This window comes from Candidatus Foliamicus sp. (assembly GCF_965221325.1).
In the GTDB taxonomy this organism is placed as follows: Bacteria; Pseudomonadota; Gammaproteobacteria; order Steroidobacterales; family Foliamicaceae; genus Foliamicus.
Genome location: NZ_OZ244880.1, coordinates 424,742 through 441,532 on the forward strand (window position 1 = coordinate 424,742; position 16,791 = coordinate 441,532).

The window sequence follows — 16,791 nt, forward strand, 5'->3', positions numbered from 1 at the left end:
TGCCGCTTTGCTATCATTTCAAGGTCGTCTCCAGCCCCGCATACACTATCTGGCGAGCCTTTCTGATTTTGGCGCCCACTTGTCTATGACTTCACAAACATTCTCAGGCTATTGGCGGCAGCTCAAGGCTGGGGATAAGTTCTGGATGATTGTCTTCTTGTGGGGAATTTCCTTGTGGGCATGGATGCCACCGTTAGGCTATGTGCTGTTCTTTGCAGGCATTCATGAACGGGCCTTGCATCAATATTCTTGGCCTGACGCCCTGAATATTGCGCTGCCGATTGGTCTCTCGCTTGCCTGGTTCTTGCCGGCCTTGCGCGGCGAGGGAGGCCTCAGAGCCCGGATAATCCGCCAATATGACAACGCGTGGCGTAACAGGAAAGCTGCCTAACGCCGCGCCGCCACAGATACTTCGGCACCGCCTCCCGTCAGCGGTAGCACTTGCGGAGTAACGAGCCAGCAAGCGGCGCGTTGTTTTCGCGGAATCATCGTTCGACGCCGGGTGTGGCGCGACAGACTGCTGCTATAGTTTGGAACCTGCGTATTACCGAATTTTGGGGGTTTAGTGGCATGGGTCTTGGTGGCTTCGGCATGGGCGAAATGCTGTTATTCCTGTTGGCAGGACTGATCTTTTGGGGGCTGGTTGCGCTTGTCCTGTTTTTGGTCGTGTATCTTGCGGTCAAGCGCGGCGTCCAAGCAGGTTTGCGGACATCGGGGCGGTAGCCTTGCCAGATGCCCTGAATTCGAGTCTGGCCGTTCAGCGCTGAGCGCGCGGCCGAGCCAATGCTTCCGGGGTTTCCCGGAACTCGTAGCCCTGGCGATAGCAATAGGCCAGAAAGTCACCCGTGTTGACGCCCAGCGATCGCGACTCCGGATCGTTGACGGTGAAAGCGACGGATTCCTGCTCGCCCTTGTTGCGGATCGAGAAGTAGATGAAGTCCGGGCGGCTGGAATAGTACGGATACTCCTTGTCGCGCATCAGGACAGTGAATTCCTGGCCGTCGCGTTCGCGGGTCACGTCGAATGAACCACCTTGGCTGTGGAGCCTCAGGCCCGTGAATTCCTGGGGAGCAGGGCCGCGCGGGTCGAAGGTGAAATTGCAGATGAACTGCTTGACGCGCCGCAGTTCGAAGGGACGATCCGCAGGCATTCCGATATGAAGCGTGTCGTCGGCCACCAGGAAGGTGGAGTCCACTCTCCAGTACTTCGTTGCAGAGAGAAACAGGTTGTGGACCGAGTAGCGGCGCACCTCGCCCTCGCCGAAAACGCAGGCTTTCGGCCGCATGCCGCCTTCGAACTGGCCGGCCACGCGCTTCCAATAGACATCGCATTCGTCCAGGAAGAAAGCATCCGTAGGCTCCAGATCGTCGAAGAAGCCCGGCTTGTGCTGAGCGCCGAGAAAATGCTCCGGCGCTTGGAAAAAGCCCTGCTGCATGCGGATGCCGCCGGCTTCCGGCGCTGAGGAAAAGATAACCAGGCGCTGACGGAACACCCTTTCGGGGTCGTTGTGGGTGTACTCCTCGACGTAGAACACATGTTCGCCGAAGGCCGGCGCATCAATGCGCTTGTGCGTGGTGTGCAGGCGCACATGCCGCTCGTCCTCGGGCGTGCCGGAACGCGGGTCGGCCTGAAACCAGCGTTGTTCCTCGTTGTCGAATTCGCCCTCGAACCAGTCGGTCAGAATCAGCAGGTCGCGGGCGAACGGATCGCTCTCCGGCGCTGCCTGCGCGGCGGGAACCATCAAAAGCAGGGCTACAACTACGCTTCGCATCGGTCAGGCACGCAGCAGCGCGTCCACCGCGGCGCGCTCTCCCGATTCAAAGGCTCCTTCCATGCCCCGCTCCAGCAGCGCGGTGTGCTCGCCGGCGAAGTGAATGTTGCCGTGCGCCTCGCGCATGTGGGCGGCGAATTGCGAGACTTGTCCGGGCCGCCAGAATACCCAGTCGCCGCCGCCATGCACTTCGCGGTGGCAGGACTGGATACCGATCGGCTCAAGCGCACCCTTCAGCGCCGGGCGCACCCTCTCGAGTTCCCGCATGGTGAATTCGGTGACCTGCTCATCGGTCATGAAATCGTACTTGTAGGCCTCGTTGCCGTTAATGAACGCGACGGCCGACGTCGGCTCGCTGTTCGGCCCGCGGTGATGCACGGCGAAGCGTTCGAACGGTTCGTCGGTCCACATGCTGGCGGGCAGTTCGTCGAGTTCCCAGAAGTTCCGCTTGAGCAGGAAATGCACCTGGATGGAAGTGCCGTAGTCGATTTCATCGATTGCCCTTTCCATCCGTTCCGGCAGGCGCGGGGCGAACTTCACCTTGCGCAGAACCGGGTAGGGCATGGAGCAGACAACCTGGCGCGCGCTATAGCGCGTCCCGTCCATGCAATGCACGGTAACTTCCGCGCCCTTGTCCTGGAATGCATAGACGGTCTTGTTCAGTTGAACGGGGTTTTCCAAAGAGGCCGCCATGGCCTCGGGCAGCCGCGAATTGCCGCCCTTGATCTGCATCCAGGCAGGCCGGTCGCGCATGGCCCTGGCGCGCTCCGTGTTGAACTCGCCCACCGCGTAGCGGCGCATTTCGTGCAGGGCGGAGGTGTTGTCCATGTGGTCGGTGTGGATCACCACGTTCATCAGGCGGATCGTTTCGTCGTCGAAACCCAGATATTCCTTGAGATAGCGCGTTTGCGGAATATCGAAGCGGGCGAACTCCGGCGTAATCCAGGCATCCAGAGGCTGGCCCGAAAGCGGGTTGTTCTGGTGCGATAGAACGAACAGCATGCGGTCCGGCATGATGCGCCGGTCGTCGCCCTTCATGGGGTTGAGCGGATGGCTCTCCCAGTCCGAGCCCACGATGTACTCGCCCTTGATGCGGTAGCACCAGGGCGCCATGCTGGACACGGCCTCCGGCCCCAACATTTCCAGCCCGAGCTTGTCGGCGGTGTCAACCATGCGCGCGTAGTTGGCGCCCATCCATTCGCCGCCGGCCTCCGGCTTGCCCGGCACATCCATCAGCGTGTAAACGCGGCCGCCGATCCGGTTTCGGCCTTCCAGCGTAAGCACATCCAGCCCCTGCTCCTGAAGAATGCAGGCGGCGTGCAGACCGGACAGACCGGCGCCGACCACGATAACGTCATGGCCTCTGTGGTGGCTGACCGCGCGCGCAGCGCCCGGCAACCCGGCCATTGCCAGCGCACAAGCGCTGGAACCGAGGAAACGCCGCCGTGAACAGCCGCGGGCGCTGACGGACAAAGTCGGGCTTCCCCGGCCATTTGCGTAATCGGACATTGGACCCCCCAAGGCTTCAGCGCCTGTCGAAAGGAATATAACCGAAGCCCTTGCGGCATTACTTCGATCTTTGGCTGCCTGTATGCTTGTTATTTCGTCGGGAGGTCAAGATGAAACGTATCCGCTGCAGGAAATTCCTGGTTGCGGCTGTTGCCGCGCTGTTCTGGTCGCATGCCTCGCACGTGGGCGCGGCCCCCGATTCCGACCGCTTTGATGACCCGGCCTACAACATCGAGGCCTGGGTGAAGCTCGAAGGCGACACCTCGGGACGGGTTTTCTACCGGCTGTCGCGCATGCTGGCCTACGGCGTTCCCAAGGGCTCTTTCAGCCAGCCCCTGTTCGGCATGATCGGCGTCACCAAGAAGGCCTACCGTGAAATGAGTGGCGGTTACGAAGCCCGCTGGACGGGTTGCGGACTCTACGCCGACCCCGAAACCTGGGAGTTGATCGATTCTTTCGAGAACCCGTACACCGGCGAAGTCATCCCGCTCAAGCCGATGTGCTCCCTGATTTCAGGCGCCCGTCTGACGGTCGAGGACGGTCTTTCGTCGATTGCGCCATTCGCCATGGAGAGCACGATTTTCGGGCGCCCCTACGTGCTGGATTGGACCGTGGTGGGGGATACGGCGTTTCTGCAGCGCGAGGCGCATACGCAGTGGCAGGAACCTTCCTCCGGCAAGCTGAAGCACGAGATGACCATCGACAGCGCCGCGGTGCCGCTGGCGCAATTGGACGACCCGGCGGTCACCAGCATCGACATGCCGATGGCGCACACGCTCGTGACTGAATGGATGACCATGCTCAAGATGGGCGATGCGCCCGGCAGCATGTTGTGGCGGGCGGACATCACCAAGCATTTCGACGCGGCGGAGATTCCCGAACATATCCGGGCCGCCCTGGAAAAGGAAAGGCCCGGTTTTTTCGTGCAGGACCTCGTCTTCGATGACGCAGACGCCGAATAGGGCGGCGCCCGCGATCGCTGCGCGCTCGACCCGGCGGCGGTTTATCGCCGCCACTGCCGGCCTGGCCGGGCCCTGGATGGTGCCCCGGCAATTGCGCGCCGCGGGAGAAGCCGGTGCCGGCCTTGATGCGGACGTGATCATAATCGGCGCCGGTCTGGCCGGCCTGAATGCGGCGCTGCTGCTTGAAGAGTTTGGCGTGCGCGTGATGGTGGTGGAAGCGACTTCACAGTTCGGCGGCCGGATGCATACGGTAGCGGACAGCATTGTTCCCGGGTACCCGGAACTGGGCGCAAACGGCATCGGTGGGGGCTATGCCAGGGTGTTGAACGCGGCCGCGCGCTACGGCGTGGAGATCGGACCCATGCGTCCGCGCACCGAGCCCCGGGCAGGCGAGATGCTGTTTTGCATACAGGGCCAGTTGATCAGCGAGGACGATTGGCCCAGCCATGCCCTGAATCCCTACCGCCAGGAATGGGCGCGCGCAATGCCGCCGTCGCGCCCGCCGTACCAGATGTACGCGCAACTGAACCCGTTTCCCGAGTCCGACCTGGGTGCCTGGCGGCGGCCGGAGTTCTCAGAATGGGACCGCTCCGTTGGCGAAGTGCTGACGGAAGCCGGGCTGGCCGAAGCCGGCGTAGCACTCGGCGCCGGCCTCAATTCAGGGTACGGCACCGACCATCGCGACTTGTCCGCCCTGATGATGTTTCACACCATCAGTTTCGCGCTCCATCAGGCCAACTGGCCGAATGCCGGGGGCGCTGCCATAGGCGGCAATCAGCGGATTCCGGAAGCCATGGCGCGTAACCTGACCGGCGATGTGCTCCTGAATAGCCCGGTTGCCGCGATTGCCGGACAGAACGATCGAGTACAGGTCACCCTGCGGGACGGCCGCCGCTTGAATGCAGCGCGCGCGGTAATCGCCATACCGTTCGCGGCGCTGCAAGGGATCGCCATGGATCCCGAACCGCCGCCCGCGCAGAAAGCTGCGATCGGTCAGTTGGGATATACGCCATGCACCCAAATCCACTATGCGGTGAAGCAACCGTATTGGGAGCAGGACGGCAAGGCGCCTAGCATGTGGACGGACGCTTTGCCCGGGCGCTTCATGGCGCTCAAGAACGACACCGGCAATCCCGACGCGGTAACCAGTTGCCTGGCCTATGTAAATGGCCGTTCCGCATTGAAGCTCGCGCAGATGGACGAGCAAGACGCCATAGCCGAAGTTACTGCTGCGCTGGGCAGGTTGCGCCCGTCGCTCAAGCAGGCGCTGGAGCCGATCTATTTCTGGAAATGGTCGAACAATCCGTATGCCGGTGGCGCCTACGCCTATTGGAAGCCCGGCCAGATAACGGATTTTGCTGCCACCATTGCCCAGCCGCATGGCCGGATTCACTTCGCCGGAGAGCACACCGCGGAATTGAATCGGGGCATGGAAGGCGCAATGGAGTCCGGCGAAAGAGCCGCGCTGGAACTGCTCGACTACCTGTAGCCAGCTAGTTAGCCCATGCCCGGCAGCCCGCCCATGCGGCGGCGCATCCAGTTGCGCAGAATGGCTTGCGATTCGTAGAGGCCGGAGCTGGGCAGCAACAGAACCTGTTCGTTTTTGTCCAATCCCGCCAGCACGACCGAGTATTCGAAATCGCTCATGCCGACGCGCACCCAGGCAGGTTGCGGCTCGGAGTCGCGTACTACCAGCACCCAGTATTCGGCTTTGAAGTCATAAGCGCCGCTGCGTTGGGACGCGCGCCGCGCGCCGCGCCATGCTTGTCCGAAGCCCGACCCTCCACCACGCCTTGCCTCGCTCATAGCGCGCCGCATGGCCTCGCGCTGAGCGCTGCTTAGCCTGGGGCGTTCGCCCATACCGCCGCGTGACCAGGGGCCGCGAGGATTTGCTCGCGCTGCCGGAACGTCCGCCGGCGATGGCGAGCTCGCGGAGAGATCATCCTGCGTTGACTTGTCGCGCTCCTTGATCACCGCCTCGCGCAGGTCCTCGTGGTTCCAACTCAGCATGTCGGCGGTGGCGGCTATGTCCTCGAAGGTGCGCAGCGCTGCGGTGGGCACGGCCGGGGCTTGTAATTCTTCCGCAATCTTGATTTCCACTTCGGCGTTCATGCCCGGCAGCAGTACGGAGTCGGGATTGTCGAGCAGAATCAGCACCGAGAACATGGTGACGTTCTGTTCCACCACCGCCAGCGGTTCGATCTTTTCCACGCGCCCTGTGAAGCCGCGGCTCGGATAGGCGGCGACGCTCACGTCCGCCTGCATGCCGGCGTTGATCTTGCCGATGTCGGTCTCGTCCACCCTGGCGCGCACCAGAACCCGCCGCAGATCGGCCATCCGCAGCAGCGCCGTGCCGCCACCCACGTCCTGGGTTGGCGAGGAAATGACCTGGCCCGGCTCCACGTTGCGCTCGATGATCGTGCCGTCGATGGGCGCCAGCACGTCGGTGTCGTCGAGCGCGATACGGGCGTTTTCCACGTCCACGCGGGCCCTTACCAACTGCGCTTCGGCCTCCGAGAGGGCCAACGCCGTCTCCTCGTATTCGCTGTCGGTGATGGTGTTGTTGCGCACCAGCGTTTCAGCGCGTTCCATTTGCAGTTGCGCGATAGAGCGCCGCGACTCCGCCGCCTTCAGGGCGGCTTCGGCCTGCGCGAGGTTGTTGGTGGGGATGCGCTTGTCGATCCGCACCAGTAAAGTGGAGCGCTCCACCCAGTCGCCGTTCTCGGCGTTGATGCTCAATATCTCGCCGGACGCCTTCGATTTCAGCTCCACCGCACGCAGCGGCTCCACCACGCCCGCCGCCTCCACGAACACGCGGATATCGCGCAGCTCCACCGGCGCCTGGTCGAAGGCCTGGGGCGCGGGCGCCGATGATTCCTCGGTGCAGCCGGCCAGCAGCATCGTGATGCCGAGAGCAACGCCTGCGTTGGCGAATGTCCTGCTTGTTCTCATCCAGCACCCCCGCGATTGTTGCCGCTGTCGGCCTTGACCCGCCCATCGAGCATCTCGATCCTGCGGCTGGCGCGGGATGCGATGCCGGCGTCATGCGTCACTACGATCAGTGTGTGCCCGTCTGCATGTAGTGAATCGAACAAGGTCAGAACCTCTTCGCCGGTGGCCGAGTCCAGATTACCCGTGGGCTCGTCGGCCAGCAAGATGCTCGGGCGCGTGACCAGCGCCCGGGCGATGGCGACGCGCTGCCGCTGTCCGCCGGAGAGCTGGCTGGGTCGGTGACCCAGGCGATGCGACAGGCCCACGCGGTCCAGGGCCGCGGCGGCGCGCTGCAGGCGCTCGCGGCGCCGCATCCGGGCGTAAATCAGGGGCGCTTCAACGTTCTTCAAAGCACTGCAGCGTTCCAGCAGATTAAAGGTCTGGAACACGAAGCCCACCTGCCGGTTGCGGACCCGCGCCAGTTGCCGGGAATTCAGGTCCGAAACACGCGCGCCGTTAAGCCAGTAGTCGCCGGAAGTTGGCGTTTCCAGGCAGCCGAGCAGATTCATCAGCGTGGACTTGCCGGAACCGGAAGGTCCGGTCACGGCCAGGTATTCGTTGGCCTTTACGGCCAGGTCCACCTCGCAGAGCGCCACCACGGTATCCGCGCCCATCCGGTAGGTTCGCGTGAGCGCGCGGGTGCGAATGGCCGGCGACGTCATGGTCTATAACCGCCGGCGCAGCAATTCGTTCACGACCTTGGGATTCGCCTGGCCCTTGGTGGCGCGCATCACCTGGCCTACGAAAAATCCGAAAACGCGGGGGTTGCCTTCCTGATACTGGCGCACCTGGTCGGGGTGAAGGCCGATAACCTCTTCAACAATCGCTTCCAGGGCGCCGGTGTCCGAAATCTGCTTCAAGCCACGGCGCTCGATGATGGTGTCCGCGTCACCCTCGCCCGACCACATGGCCTGGAACACCTCCTTGCCGAGTTTGCCGGACAGCACGCCCTCGCCCAGCCGCGTGAGCAGAACCCCGAGTTCGTCGGCGCTTACCCGGCTGGCGGAAATATCCAGCGCGTCGCGGTTCAGCGCTGCGGCCAGGCTGCCGGTCACCCAGCGAGCGGCCAGCAGCCAGTCGCCGCAAGCGCGCCCGGCCGCCTCGAAGTAGTCGGCCGTCGCGCGATTTTCGCAAACGCGGCGAGCATCCTCGGCGCTCAGGCCATAGTCGGCCTCGAAACGCTGGCGGCGCGCGCCGGGCAGTTCGGGCAGGGTGCGGCGCAGTTCGTCGAGGAATGCGCTCTCTAGCACCAGCGGCGGCAGGTCGGGATCGGGGAAGTAACGGTAGTCGTTGGCCTCTTCCTTGTCGCGCATCGGGCGCGTAACGTCGAGCGCGGGGTCGTAGAGACGGGTTTCCTGCGCCACCGTCCCGCCTTCCCGAAGCACTTCCTCCTGCCTGCGGATCTCGCAATGCAGGGCGCGCTCCACGAATCGGAACGAATTGAGATTCTTGATTTCGGCGCGCGCGCCGAGCTGCTTGGCATGAGGCTCTTTCAGGGAAATGTTGGCGTCGCAGCGCATCGAGCCTTCCTGCATCGCGCCATCGCATATGCCGATCCAGGTAACCAGTTGATGAATCCCGCGCATCAAGGCGCCCGCCTCTTCCGGAGAATGCAACTGCGGTTCGGTAACGATTTCCAGCAGCGGCGCGCCGGCGCGGTTGAGGTCCACGCCCGTGGCGTTGGGCAGGGCCTCGTGCAGCGACTTGCCGGCATCTTCTTCCAGGTGCGCGCGAGTGAGCGCGATCCGCCGCGGCTGCTCGCCGGGCACAACCACCTCGACCGTTCCGCCGCTCACGATCGGCAGTTCGTACTGGGAAATCTGGTAGCCCTTGGGCAGGTCCGGATAAAAGTAGTTCTTGCGCGCAAACACCGAACGTTGCGCCACGCTGCCGCCGGTGGCCAGGCCGAATTTCGCGGCCAGCGCGACGGCTTCGCGGTTGGCGACCGGCAGAGTGCCGGGAAATCCCAAGTCCACCAGGCAGGCCTGCGAATTCGGAGCAGCGCCGAACGCCGTGGACGCGCCCGAGAACATCTTGCTGCGCGTCGCGAGCTGGACGTGTATCTCGAGCCCTATGACCGCTTGCAGTTCCACAACGCTAACCTTCTCCGACCGGCGCCGAGGCTGCCGGCGGCCACATCCGGTGCCAGTCGGTTTCCAGTTGATAGGCATGCGCGCAGCGCAGCACTTCGACTTCGGCAAACGGCCGCCCCATGAGTTGCAGTCCTATCGGCAGTCCATCCACGGCGCCCGCCGGCACCGAGATGCAGGGCAGTCCGGCCAGCGCGGCGCCGATCGTGTACACGTCGTTCAAGTACATCTGAATGGGATCGTGGATTTTCTCGCCGATACCGAAGGCCGGCGCCGGAGTGGTGGGCCCTGCCAGCAGGTCCACGCTCTCGAAGGCCCGGGCAAAGTCATTGGCCAGCAGCCGGCGCGCGCGCTGCGCCTTGAGGTAATAGGCATCGAAATAGCCCTCGGACAATACCCAGCCCCCCACCAGAATACGCCGCCGCACCTCTTCGCCAAAGCCGGCGCGCCGGGTGCGCGTGTAGAGTTCCAGCAAGTCATCGCCGCCGTTTTCGCGCTGCCCGAAGCGCACGCCGTCGAAGCGCGCCAGATTGGACGAGCATTCCGCGGGCGCAACCACGTAGTACACCGGTGCTGACAGCGGCAGCCGCGGCAGCGACACTTGGCTTACGGTCGCGCCCAAACTGCGCAGCGTGGCCATATTGTCCGAGAAAACCTGCCGGCAGCGGGCATCCAGCCCGGCGTCCATGAACTCGTCGACAACGCCGATGCGCACCCCCTGCAGCGCTCGCGTGTTCATCCCGCCAAGGGCTGCCGAATAGCGCTCGACAGGCCGTTGCGCGCAAGTCGAATCGCGCGGGTCGTGTCCCGCCATGCTGTCGAGCAGCAGGGCGGCGTCCTCGGCACTGCGGGTCAGCGTCCCGGCCTGGTCGAGGCTGGAGGCGAAGGCGATCATGCCGTAGCGGGACACGCGCCCGTAGGTGGGCCGGAAGCCCGTGATTCCGCACAGGGCGGCGGGTTGCCGCACCGACCCGCCGGTGTCGGTGCCGGTAGCGGCCGGCACCAGTCCGGCGGCGACCGCCGCCGCCGACCCGCCGGAAGAGCCTCCCGGCGAGCGGGCAAGGTCCCAGGGGTTCAGCACCGGCCCGGCGTAACTGGTCTCGCTGGACGAGCCCATCGCGAACTCGTCCATGTTGGTCTTGCCGATCAGCAGAGCACCCGCCGCCGCCAGACGTTCAACTACCGTGGCGTCGTAGGGCGGCACGAAGTTCTCGAGCATGCGCGAACCCACCGTGGTGCGCACGCCGCGCGTACAGAAGATGTCCTTGTGCGCGATCGGAATGCCGGCCAACGGGCCCTCAGTGCCGCGGCCAGCATCGGTCTGCCGCGCTTGATCCAGCGCCGAGTCGCCGCACACGGTCACGAAGGCATTGAGTTCGGCGTTGCGTTCATCGATCCGCCGCAGGCAGGCCTCGGTCAACTCCAGGCTCGATATCTCGCCGGAATCCAGTGCCCTGCGCAGACCGGCCAGAGAGAACTCGGTCATGCGCGGTCGATAACCTTGGGAACGCGGTACAAGCCCTCCGCCACATCCGGTGCGCAGGCTTGGGCGGCCTCCCGCATATCGGGTTCTGTAACTTGATCCGGGCGCAGCGGCAGAGTGAGGTCCAGGGGGTGGACCATGGGTTCCACGCCTTCGGTGTCGAGCTCCTGCAGCACCCGCACAAAGCCAATGATGCGTCGCAGCGCGTCGGCCAGTTCCCGCTTCTCGCCGTCCTCCAGCGCCAGGCGAGTCAGCCGGGCCACGCGGAGCAAGTCGGCATCGGAGAATTCTTCGGCGGATTGGTCTTGTTTCGGCGTCTGTAGATTGTTCATGCTGAAGGCTGCGGCAGCGTAGCAACCTGATCGGCCATCATCGCATTCCCGCCCGCTGCTTGCAATCGGGCCCAGTGGCCGGCGTTCGACAGCGGCGCCGCAAGTAGTCTGATCTGCTATGATTCTGCGGTTGCGGCGGGGGATGTTTCCTGACGGGGATTGCTGGCCCGATGAACAAATTCGTGCGTGGTTTCGCCAATCGGCTGGCCGTCGGTCTCGCCATAGACCTCGGCACCGCCAATACGCTTGTTTACGTTAGCGGGCGCGGGATCGTCCTCAATGAGCCTTCGGTGGTCGTGCTGCGCCGCGACGCCCACAGCGCGGCCGCCGGCGTACTCGCCATAGGCAAGGAAGCTTTCGGCATGCTGGGACGCACGCCGCGCGACCTGAAGATCATCAAGCCCTTGAAAGATGGTGTAATAGCCAACTACGAAGTCGCCGAGCAGATGCTCAAGCATTTCATCACGAAGGCGCTGGGCGACAATTTCTTCCGGCCTGCCGTCAACCGCCTGGTGATCTGTGTTCCGCATGGCGCCACCGCGGTCGATCGCCGGGCCATTGAAGAATCGGCGCGCGAGGCCGGCGCCCGCGAGGTATTTGTGGTGGACGAGCCTATCGTGGCCGCGGTGGGCGCCGGGCTGCCCGTGCATCTGCCCTGCGGGAACATGGTAGTGGACATCGGGGGCGGCACTTCGGAGGTGGCTGTGTTATCGATGTCCAGCGTGGTTTGCGCGCGCTCCGTGAAGTCGGGCGGAACCCGCATGGACGACGCCATCGTGCATTACGTGCGCCGCAACCATGGCATGTCGATCGGCGCCAGCCAGGCCGAAGTCATCAAGCGCGAGGTGGCAAGCGCCTATCCCGGTGAGGAAGTCCGGGAAATCAAGCTCCATGGCCGCAGCCTTTCGCGCGGTCTGCATTCGCCTTTTTCTCTCGACAGCAATGAAGTGCGCGACGCTCTCAACGACCCCCTGGAGGAAATCGTGCAGGCCGTGCTGGATGTCCTGGCCAATACGCCGCCCGAACTGGGGGCCGACATCAGTCAGCGCGGGCTTGTGCTGGCCGGCGGGGGCGCACTGCTGCCGAAACTGGACTACTTGATCCGGGAGCGCGCCGCGGTGCCGGTGTTCATCGCCGAAGATCCGCTCACCTGCGTGGTGCGCGGCTGCGGTCACCTGGTGGAAGCGCCGGAGGCCGAGCGTACCGTCGCCGATGGCAAGGCGCCCAGTTGGTTTTGAGGCGTCGAATGGAGTAGCTGCATGCGCACTCCTCCCACAATGCTGCCGCCGGATCGCTTCCGAAGACGAAGAGGATCCAGCTACGCTGGTGCGTGCCTGCTGATATGCCTGAGCTGTTTCGGGCTGATGGTCGTTGAATCGCAGGTTCCCGCGGTGCAGAACGTGCGCGCTGTCGGCGAGCTGCTCAAGGTGCCGGTGCAGGCGGCCGTGCGGCTGACCGCCGGCGGTTTGGGCGCCACCCAGGGTTATTTCCGCGCCAAGGCCGAGCTGCTGAGTGAGAACCAGGAGCTGCGCGCGCGCCTGCTCGCGCAGGACGTGAACATCCAGCAAATGGGCGTTCTGAAGGCGGAGAACGAAGAGCTACGGGCCTTGCTGGCGCTTGATGCGATGCTTGGCTCCAACAACCTGACCGCCGAGGCGCTGCCCACGAATCCGGATCCTTTCCGCCACCGCGTTACCTTGAGCATCGGCAGCCGGCAGGGTGCTTATGTGGGTCAGCCGGTGGTTGATTCCGCAGGCGTGGTGGGCCAGATCGCGCGCGATTACCTGGTCACCTCGGAGGCCCTGCTGATCAGCGACGCCGATCACTCGATGCCGGTGATGCTGGAACGTACGGGCCTGCGGGCCATCGCGTTCGGCACCGGACGGCGCGATCACCGGCTGCTGCTGCCCTATGTGCCCACGCACGCAGATGTAGCCGAAGGCGATACGGTGGTGAGTTCGGGCAGTGGCGGACGATTCCCGGCCGGTCTGCGCGTGGGCGTTGTAGGAGGCGTGCGCAATACCTCGGGGCAGGCGTTCCTTGAAGCCTTTGTCCGGCCATCAGCCAACCTGGAGAGTGTGCGCCAGGTGTTGCTGCTGCGGCAAGCGGCTGCCGACGCCCAAGCGCAATCGAGCAACCCGGCGGATGGCGGTTAGCCGACGGTCCCTGGCGATGCGCAGCGCCGTTGCGCGCAGCTACTATCTGCTGGCTGCGGCACTGTTGCTGAGCGTGTTGCCGCTACCGCAGACCTTGGGATCGTGGCAGCCGCCGTGGCTGGGGGTAGCGCTGATCTGGCTGGTCTTGGCGAGTTCCGAGGATGTGCGGCTGATGATTGCCGCCGCCGCGGGGCTGATTCAGGATATTCTTTCGGGAGCTCCGCTGGGACTGCATGCGATGGCCGCCAGCTTCCTGGTCTTCCTGGCTTACAACCTGCGCAACATGATGATTTCCGCGCCGCCCTGGCAGCGCTTTCTGCTGGCCATGACATCGTTGGCCGCCTATCTGCTTATCCTGGCTCTGGTGGGCGGCTGGTTTGGTCAGTCGGGATCGTTGTCGGGATTGTTGGGCAGCCTGCTGAGCGGGGGCATCGTGATTCTGGCGGCGTTTCTGTTCCTGCGCGCCTGATCGGCAAGCTTAGCGTCGCACCGGCTCATGGCGATCCGCACCCAAGCCCCTTCCGACCGGCCGACGATGCTGTCTCGCCGCGCCACCTACCTGGTGCTGCTGTTGAGCTTCTTCGCGCTGGTGCTGCTGGCTCGGCTGAGCTACCTGCAACTCGCACAGCACGACTACTACATCGCCCAGGCCCAAGCCAATCAGATGCAGCCGCGCAAGATCGCTCCGCGCCGCGGCGCCGTTGTGGATCGCAACGGCGAATTGCTCGTGTTCAACCGCTCCGGTTTTCGCCTGACTCTGGTTGCCGAACAGGTGCAGGACGTCTCCGACACCTTGTCCCGCTTGGCAAGCCAGGGATTCGTGAGCGCCAGGCGGCAGGATGAAATCCTGGAGGCCTCGCGCCGGTCGCCTGCGTTCCAGCCCATTCCCGTTCGCGCCAAGCTCGACGATGAACAGGTTGCCCGGTTTGCGGTCGATCGCCACCACTTCGCGGGCGTCCACCTGGAGGGGCTGCTGTTGCGCGAGTATCCACTGGGGTCGGCTGCCGCACACGTGCTGGGATACGTGTCGGCGGTGAGCGCCGCCGACAAGGAACGGCTCGACCCGTCGCTGCACGCCGTGCTCCCGCTCATAGGCAAGACTGGGGTGGAGGGCAGCTACGAGGACGAGTTGCGCGGCGTGGCCGGCATCGAGCGGATTCTGATGGACGCTTACGGGCGCCCGCTGGCGCGCAACGGCGACTTGGAAGCCCGCCCGGGCGCGGACCTGCAGTTGACCTTGGACCGTGAACTGCAACTGGAAGCCTATGCCGCCATGCAATCGCGGCGCGGTGCGGTGGTGGCTATCGATCCTCGCGATGGCGGGGTGCTGGCGCTGGTGAGCAGTCCGGCCTTTGATCCCAACGCGTTCGTGGCCGGCATGGACAGCGACAGCTTTGCGGCGCTCAGCGGCAACCCCGACCGTCCCATGTTCAATCGGGCCGTGCGTGGTCTGTACCCGCCGGGTTCGACGATCAAGCCGATGCTCGCGCTGGTGGCATTGGCCGAGGGCCACCGCGCGCCCGAGCAGACCGTCAACTGCCGGGGAAGTTACCGGCTGCCGATGAGCCGCCGCGTGTTCCGGGACTGGAAGCGCGAAGGCCACGGCGCCGTGGACATTCACACTGCAATTGTGGAATCCTGCGACGTTTATTTCTACGAGTTGGCGCGCGACATGACAATCGAGGGCATACACGCAGGCTTGCTCCGCTTCGGTTTCGGTGCCCTGAGCGGTATCGACATCGGCGGTGAAAAGGCCGGCATCGTGCCCTCCAGAGCCTGGAAGCGGGCGGCCTTCAACGATCCTGCGCAGCAGGCCTGGTTTCCTGGAGAAACGGTGGTGACTGGCATCGGCCAAGGCAGTCTGGTGGTTACGCCGTTGCAGTTGGCGGCGGCGGTGGCGCAGGTGGCGATGCGCGGGATTCGCTACCAGCCGCGGTTAGTCGAGGCGCTTCGCGACCCCGTCAATGGCCGGGTTGATCGCTTTGCGCCGCAGGTGGCGGGCGTGCTGGAGCCGGAGTCAGAGGACTCCTGGGGCACGGTGGCCGAAGCCATGGTGGCGGTGATGCACAGCTCGAGGGGCACCGGCCGGGCGACCGGCGCCCGCCTGTCGTTCAAGGCGGCGGGCAAGACCGGCACCGCGCAGGTGGTGGCCTTGCCGCAGGACGGCGAAGAGGATCCCGGCGCACTTAACGAGCGCTTGCGCGATCATTCGCTGTTCGTTGCCTTTGCGCCGGCCCACGATCCGGTCATTGCGCTGGCGGTTATCGTCGAAAACGGAGGGGACGGGTCCGGCGCCGCGGCCACCGTGGCTGCTCGGGTCCTGCGAACCTATCTGGCAGCTCGCTCGCCGCCGGACCAGGTGGTGCTGGCGCGGTGAACAGAATCGTGCCGAGCGCCGTGGCCTCCCGCCCGCTGCGGCGTCTGAAGCTGGATGGCTGGCTCCTGGCGTGGCTCTGCCTGCTGGTCATGGGCGGCCTGGCGGCACTCTACAGTGCTTCGGGCGGCAGCGCCGACGTCGTACTTTTCCAGGCTTCGCGCCTGCTCTTCGGTTTTGGCCTGATGCTGATCCTGGCGCAAACCTCTCCGCGGTTCCTGGCGGTCACCGCGCCCTGGGTTTACGGCGGCGTTATCGTCCTGCTGGCGCTGGTGCTGTTGGTCGGCGAAGCGGGGGGAGGGGCGCAGCGCTGGCTGGACTTCGGCATTCGCTTCCAGCCGTCTGAATTCGCCAAGCTGGCGGTACCCCTTATGCTGGCCTCGCTGTTGCGCGCTTCAGGCGAAACTCCGGGATTCGCAAGAACAGTAGCGGCTGTGGTGCTGATCGCGCTTCCGGTGGTCCTGGTGGTTCGCCAGCCTGATCTGGGCACCGCCATAGTGGTGCTTCTGCTCGGCATGATTACCCTGTTCCTGGCGGGCCTGCAGCGCTGGTTCATTATCGGTGGCGCGCTGGCCGGGGTGTTGGCGGTGCCGGCCCTCTGGGTCAATTTGCACGACTATCAGCGTCAGCGAATACTGAACGTTCTGAACCCGGAATCCGACCCTCTCGGGGCCGGCTATCATGCGATTCAGTCGAAAATCGCCATCGGTTCCGGAGGCTTGTTCGGCAAGGGGTGGATGGAGAGCACACAGGCGCAGTTCGGCTTTCTGCCCGAGCCCACCACGGACTTCGTGTTTTCGGTAATCAGCGAGGAATTCGGTTTTGCCGGCGCCCTGCTGGCGATGTTGCTGTTCGTCGCGATTTCCGTGCGCATGTTGCGTATCGCGCTTGCCGCCCGAGGCCGGTTTTCCCGCATACTGGCAGCCTCGCTGGCGATCGGCTTCTTTTCGAGCTTCCTGCTCAACGCCGCCATGACCACCGGTCTTCTGCCGGTGGTAGGATTGCCTCTTCCGCTGGTGAGCGTGGCAGGGAGCGCCAATGTGACATTTCTCGCGGGCTTGGGTATTCTCATGGCCATTCAGAACGATCAGCGCTATCTGGCCCGTTAACCCGTGTATCGGTT

16 protein-coding genes are annotated in these 16,791 nt (G+C 64.5%); 9 read left to right on the forward strand and 7 right to left on the reverse strand.

Annotated features, from left to right (window positions below; genetic code table 11):
* Positions 1–85 precede the first annotated feature (85 nt).
* Entirely contained in the window at positions 86–391 is a 306-nt protein-coding gene (locus tag ACWCOO_RS01960) for a hypothetical protein (RefSeq protein ID WP_446831295.1), read from the forward strand.
* A gap of 80 nt (positions 392–471) precedes the next feature.
* Positions 472–723: a hypothetical protein gene (locus ACWCOO_RS01965; protein ID WP_446831296.1), complete on the forward strand. Its 252-nt coding sequence runs from the start codon at positions 472–474 to the stop codon at positions 721–723.
* 34 nt (positions 724–757) lie between these two features.
* Here the strand turns inward: ACWCOO_RS01965 and ACWCOO_RS01970 are convergent, their stop codons facing one another.
* Together ACWCOO_RS01970 and ACWCOO_RS01975 are read right to left on the reverse strand one after the other, a co-directional pair.
* On the reverse strand, positions 758–1,771 hold the full coding sequence (locus tag ACWCOO_RS01970) for a chromophore lyase CpcT/CpeT (protein ID WP_446831297.1): 1,014 nt from the start codon (positions 1,769–1,771) through the stop codon (positions 758–760).
* A gap of 3 nt (positions 1,772–1,774) precedes the next feature.
* Positions 1,775–3,178, reverse strand: coding sequence for a flavin monoamine oxidase family protein (locus tag ACWCOO_RS01975; RefSeq protein WP_446831298.1), 1,404 nt, complete (start codon positions 3,176–3,178; stop codon positions 1,775–1,777).
* Between the two features lie 212 nt (positions 3,179–3,390).
* On the opposite strand from ACWCOO_RS01975, the gene ACWCOO_RS01980 reads away from it, so the two are divergent.
* Entirely contained in the window at positions 3,391–4,242 is an 852-nt protein-coding gene (locus ACWCOO_RS01980; protein WP_446831299.1) for a DUF1838 family protein, read from the forward strand.
* Positions 4,223–5,731 carry a flavin monoamine oxidase family protein gene (locus ACWCOO_RS01985; protein ID WP_446831300.1) on the forward strand — a complete coding sequence of 503 codons (1,509 nt, stop codon included), beginning with the start codon at positions 4,223–4,225 and terminating at the stop codon, positions 5,729–5,731. Before ACWCOO_RS01980 ends, ACWCOO_RS01985 begins: the two co-directional genes overlap by 20 nt.
* A gap of 8 nt (positions 5,732–5,739) precedes the next feature.
* On the opposite strand, the gene ACWCOO_RS01990 is transcribed toward ACWCOO_RS01985, so the two are convergent.
* Genes ACWCOO_RS01990 through gatC form a run of 5 tightly spaced genes read right to left on the reverse strand, consistent with a single transcriptional unit; the run spans position 5,740 to position 11,138 of the window.
* A complete protein-coding gene (locus ACWCOO_RS01990; RefSeq protein WP_446831301.1) occupies positions 5,740–7,194 on the reverse strand; it encodes an efflux RND transporter periplasmic adaptor subunit in 1,455 nt (484 codons plus the stop codon).
* On the reverse strand, positions 7,191–7,895 hold the full coding sequence (locus tag ACWCOO_RS01995; RefSeq protein ID WP_446831302.1) for an ABC transporter ATP-binding protein: 705 nt from the start codon (positions 7,893–7,895) through the stop codon (positions 7,191–7,193). Before ACWCOO_RS01995 ends, ACWCOO_RS01990 begins: the two co-directional genes overlap by 4 nt.
* A gap of 3 nt (positions 7,896–7,898) precedes the next feature.
* A complete protein-coding gene (gene gatB, locus ACWCOO_RS02000) occupies positions 7,899–9,326 on the reverse strand; it encodes an Asp-tRNA(Asn)/Glu-tRNA(Gln) amidotransferase subunit GatB (RefSeq protein ID WP_446831303.1) in 1,428 nt (475 codons plus the stop codon).
* Between the two features lie 4 nt (positions 9,327–9,330).
* On the reverse strand, positions 9,331–10,809 hold the full coding sequence (gene gatA, locus ACWCOO_RS02005) for an Asp-tRNA(Asn)/Glu-tRNA(Gln) amidotransferase subunit GatA (RefSeq protein WP_446831304.1): 1,479 nt from the start codon (positions 10,807–10,809) through the stop codon (positions 9,331–9,333).
* Entirely contained in the window at positions 10,806–11,138 is a 333-nt protein-coding gene (gatC, locus tag ACWCOO_RS02010) for an Asp-tRNA(Asn)/Glu-tRNA(Gln) amidotransferase subunit GatC (RefSeq protein WP_446831305.1), read from the reverse strand. The genes gatA and gatC overlap by 4 nt, the downstream gene beginning before the upstream one ends.
* Positions 11,139–11,308: 170 nt before the next feature.
* On the opposite strand from gatC, the gene ACWCOO_RS02015 reads away from it, so the two are divergent.
* The 5 genes from ACWCOO_RS02015 to rodA all read left to right on the forward strand — a co-directional run bounded on the left by ACWCOO_RS02015 (position 11,309) and on the right by rodA (position 16,777).
* Positions 11,309–12,376 (forward strand): rod shape-determining protein, encoded by a 1,068-nt coding sequence (locus ACWCOO_RS02015; RefSeq protein WP_446831306.1) that lies wholly within the window; start codon positions 11,309–11,311, stop codon positions 12,374–12,376.
* A gap of 39 nt (positions 12,377–12,415) precedes the next feature.
* Positions 12,416–13,294: a rod shape-determining protein MreC gene (gene mreC / locus ACWCOO_RS02020; RefSeq protein WP_446831307.1), complete on the forward strand. Its 879-nt coding sequence runs from the start codon at positions 12,416–12,418 to the stop codon at positions 13,292–13,294.
* On the forward strand, positions 13,284–13,763 hold the full coding sequence (mreD, locus tag ACWCOO_RS02025) for a rod shape-determining protein MreD (protein ID WP_446831308.1): 480 nt from the start codon (positions 13,284–13,286) through the stop codon (positions 13,761–13,763). Before mreC ends, mreD begins: the two co-directional genes overlap by 11 nt.
* A gap of 66 nt (positions 13,764–13,829) precedes the next feature.
* Positions 13,830–15,671, forward strand: a complete 1,842-nt coding sequence (gene mrdA, locus ACWCOO_RS02030; protein ID WP_446831309.1) for a penicillin-binding protein 2 — start codon at positions 13,830–13,832, stop codon at positions 15,669–15,671.
* Positions 15,668–16,777, forward strand: a complete 1,110-nt coding sequence (rodA, locus tag ACWCOO_RS02035; protein WP_446831310.1) for a rod shape-determining protein RodA — start codon at positions 15,668–15,670, stop codon at positions 16,775–16,777. The genes mrdA and rodA overlap by 4 nt, the downstream gene beginning before the upstream one ends.
* The last annotated feature ends 14 nt before the right edge of the window (positions 16,778–16,791 follow it).

Coding starts and splice junctions, on each gene's coding strand:
- ACWCOO_RS01960 (WP_446831295.1), top strand. CDS start 86: ATGACTTCACAAACATTCTCAGGCTATTGGCGGCAGCTCAAGGCTGGG.
- ACWCOO_RS01970 (WP_446831297.1), bottom strand. CDS start 1,771: ATGCGAAGCGTAGTTGTAGCCCTGCTTTTGATGGTTCCCGCCGCGCAG.
- ACWCOO_RS01975 (WP_446831298.1), bottom strand. CDS start 3,178: ATGGCCGGGTTGCCGGGCGCTGCGCGCGCGGTCAGCCACCACAGAGGC.
- ACWCOO_RS01980 (WP_446831299.1), top strand. CDS start 3,391: ATGAAACGTATCCGCTGCAGGAAATTCCTGGTTGCGGCTGTTGCCGCG.
- ACWCOO_RS01985 (WP_446831300.1), top strand. CDS start 4,223: ATGACGCAGACGCCGAATAGGGCGGCGCCCGCGATCGCTGCGCGCTCG.
- ACWCOO_RS01990 (WP_446831301.1), bottom strand. CDS start 7,194: ATGAGAACAAGCAGGACATTCGCCAACGCAGGCGTTGCTCTCGGCATC.
- ACWCOO_RS01995 (WP_446831302.1), bottom strand. CDS start 7,895: ATGACGTCGCCGGCCATTCGCACCCGCGCGCTCACGCGAACCTACCGG.
- gatA (WP_446831304.1), bottom strand. CDS start 10,809: ATGACCGAGTTCTCTCTGGCCGGTCTGCGCAGGGCACTGGATTCCGGC.
- gatC (WP_446831305.1), bottom strand. CDS start 11,138: ATGAACAATCTACAGACGCCGAAACAAGACCAATCCGCCGAAGAATTC.
- ACWCOO_RS02015 (WP_446831306.1), top strand. CDS start 11,309: ATGAACAAATTCGTGCGTGGTTTCGCCAATCGGCTGGCCGTCGGTCTC.
- mreC (WP_446831307.1), top strand. CDS start 12,416: ATGCTGCCGCCGGATCGCTTCCGAAGACGAAGAGGATCCAGCTACGCT.
- mreD (WP_446831308.1), top strand. CDS start 13,284: ATGGCGGTTAGCCGACGGTCCCTGGCGATGCGCAGCGCCGTTGCGCGC.
- mrdA (WP_446831309.1), top strand. CDS start 13,830: ATGCTGTCTCGCCGCGCCACCTACCTGGTGCTGCTGTTGAGCTTCTTC.